The 2,402-nt window shown below is 40.5% G+C and carries 4 protein-coding genes and 1 pseudogene; all 5 read left to right on the top strand.

The annotated features are described in order from the left end of the window. Positions 1–376 (top strand): annotated as a pseudogene (locus WKI23_RS09385) (hypothetical protein); the annotation flags it as partial. Positions 377–687: 311 nt separating this feature from the next. Further along, entirely contained in the window at positions 688–1,146 is a 459-nt protein-coding gene (locus WKI23_RS09380; protein ID WP_031233612.1) for a DUF4231 domain-containing protein, read from the top strand. Positions 1,147–1,158: 12 nt separating this feature from the next. After that, complete coding sequence (locus WKI23_RS09375; RefSeq protein ID WP_368079734.1) at positions 1,159–1,767, top strand: hypothetical protein; 609 nt, start codon at positions 1,159–1,161, stop codon at positions 1,765–1,767. Next, positions 1,760–2,170, top strand: a complete 411-nt coding sequence (locus WKI23_RS09370) for a hypothetical protein (protein ID WP_000595752.1) — start codon at positions 1,760–1,762, stop codon at positions 2,168–2,170. Before WKI23_RS09375 ends, WKI23_RS09370 begins: the two co-directional genes overlap by 8 nt. 10 nt (positions 2,171–2,180) lie before the next feature. Next, positions 2,181–2,402 (top strand): thiol-activated cytolysin family protein (locus tag WKI23_RS09365; protein WP_368079733.1); only part of this gene is annotated, 222 nt, incomplete at its 3' end.

Here is a 2,402-nt window from a genome sequence, read left to right as displayed (position 1 = left end):
GACTGCCAAGGTCAAAGAAGCACTCGAATCCTTGAAAGGCAAGCAAGCGACTAAGGAAGAAGAAATGAAAGAGACAAGGAAAGCACAAGGTCATCTTCCATATGGTACCATGATTGGCAGCCTGCTCGCTCTTCTTGGTCTCCTTCTCTTCCTCATCGCGCGTCGTAAGAAAGAGTCAGAACTCAAGAAATTGACCAAGGAATTGACTAAGGTTCTGCAAGACGGCGACCTTACAAGTGTAGATGCGAAAGTCCTTGACCAAGCACGAGAAGCTCTCGCTCAAGCAGTCGCCTTCCTAGCCAATGAGAAAGAGTCTGACCACACAGAAGATGAATTGATTGAGAAACTCAAAGCTATTCTTGCTCAGTTAAAATAAGTCAAACTTAGCCGAGTCGGAAACCAGCTAGAATAGTGATGGAAAGAATGTTGGAAAAACTCAATTTGAGGTGAACATTCAGAACATCTTTCACTGATAGAACGCATAATATCAAGCTTTTTAAGGCAAGGTATTATGCGTTTTTATTATTTTGAACCTTTTTGTTCCATCCTTTTTGTGATATTTTTCCCTTATTTCACAAACATTTCATATTTGGATTTTATAATAAGTTATAGTCCAGTTTTTACTATACTTTGATATTCAAATATGTTATACTATGATTATCAAAGTAAATGAAAGGGGTTACGAACATGACACCAGAAGAAATGTATCTGACAGAGCGATTGGATGTACAGATAGCTCATTTTTTAAAGAAAAGCGTTCAACATCGTAGACGCTATAAGGTATTAAAAATAACAGAAATCGTGGCAGGTTTTCTCATAGCTGTCTTTTGTGCTATTCCTATGCCAGGTGATCGCTACCGTTTGATTTCGGTTGCCTTGTCCAGTCTAGGCTTGCTGTGTGAGGGGATTCTCAATTTGTATAATGCCAAGGAACACTGGATTTCTTACCAAAAGACTGCGCAACTCCTGGAGAGAGAAAAATTCCTCTATCAATGCCAAACAGAGAAATATGCAGGAAAAACCAAGGCTTTTGCCCTATTTGTCAAGACATGCGAAGGTCTTATCTCAGAGGAAATCAACCAGTGGGAAAGTATCCAGTCAAAAGAAGTAGCAGCTAGTGCAGATGCTCCAGAGAAAAAAGAGTAGGAGGTGGAGGAAATGTATCAATCCAGCTACCTATTGCCCTTGCTCTGGTTGAAAAAAGAAGCCGATAAGGAAAAGATGAGCGCGACTCAGTGCCAGATATTTTTCTTTTACTATCAACTGTTTGAACTCTTATTTGCTAGAGAAAGCGACTTGAGAGACTTGTGTCTGGGAAGGCAAGGTTTTTATTTCTCGCAGTTAGAGAAAGATTTGCTTTCTGGAGTTTCCCAATTTCTAAAAAACTTGGAGGGCAAGGGGACTCTCAAGGCTAACCAAGAAGTATCAGCTCGCAAAGCCCTTTTTCTAGCCTTGACAACTAGCCAGTCAGATTGGCAGGAGTTAGCTCCTGTTTTTGATTTTTATCAGGCTGTCGGGAGGCTTGAACATCCTTCTCTCTTGAGTTCTCAGGACAGACAAGATCTGATGTGGATTTACCAGTCAGCTTTGGAGAAGGATTATAGTGTCAAGGTAATTGGCGACAAGCATTTTGTATTGAAGAGACAAGATGCTACTAAATTGACAGGGCGCCAAACTCAAACTTTGGAAATTCTGAGTCAATCAGAAGACTTGGTCAATCCTGTCTATGTTACATTAGGAGAAAAGGGGGTGCTCTTGCTTGATTAAGAGAGGAGATGTTGTGGCTCTTTATTTGCCTTTTCCAAGTATTAGTAGCGATTTGGCTGTGAAGAATCATATGTATATCTGTATTGACAACAGCACGACTAAAAACAAAGAGTTGGTTAAAAATCAGACTTTCAAACCAGCTCTCTTGACCAGACGTTTGGTCAAGAACTTTATGATAGAAGAGCCGGATCTAGCTCGTAATCCTTTTACAAGACCAACCTTGATTGACTTAGATAAGGTATTTATGTTGGATAATACGGTCATTCCGACTTCTTATCTAGCCAGACGGCGACGCAATGTCTCAGAAGAATTATACGAGGAAATTTTGGATCACTTAGTCCAACCACGGCTGATTTCGCTGAACAAGTCTGAGTTTATGCAACTCAATCCAGGAACTTATTAGGAGGTATAGGATGGGAAATAAAGCAGTAAATGACTTTATACTAGCTATGGATTACGATAAAAAGAAACTCTTGACCCATCAGGGAGAGAGTATTGAAAATCGTTTCATCAAAGAGGGGAATCAGTTACCCGATGAGTTTGTTGTTATCGAAAGAAAGAAGCGGAGCCTGTCGACAAACACAAGTGATATTTCCGTGACGGCTACCAACGATAGTCGCCTCTATCCTGGAGCC

This window comes from Streptococcus pseudopneumoniae, from assembly GCF_038148955.1.
Classification (GTDB): domain Bacteria; phylum Bacillota; class Bacilli; order Lactobacillales; family Streptococcaceae; genus Streptococcus; species Streptococcus pseudopneumoniae_T.
This window is presented reverse-complemented; position numbering and strand designations above follow the sequence as displayed.

Bases quoted from the DNA above. Each gene is read 5' to 3' on its own strand.
- WKI23_RS09380 (WP_031233612.1), top strand. From the start codon at position 688: ATGACACCAGAAGAAATGTATCTGACAGAGCGATTGGATGTACAGATA.
- WKI23_RS09375 (WP_368079734.1), top strand. From the start codon at position 1,159: ATGTATCAATCCAGCTACCTATTGCCCTTGCTCTGGTTGAAAAAAGAA.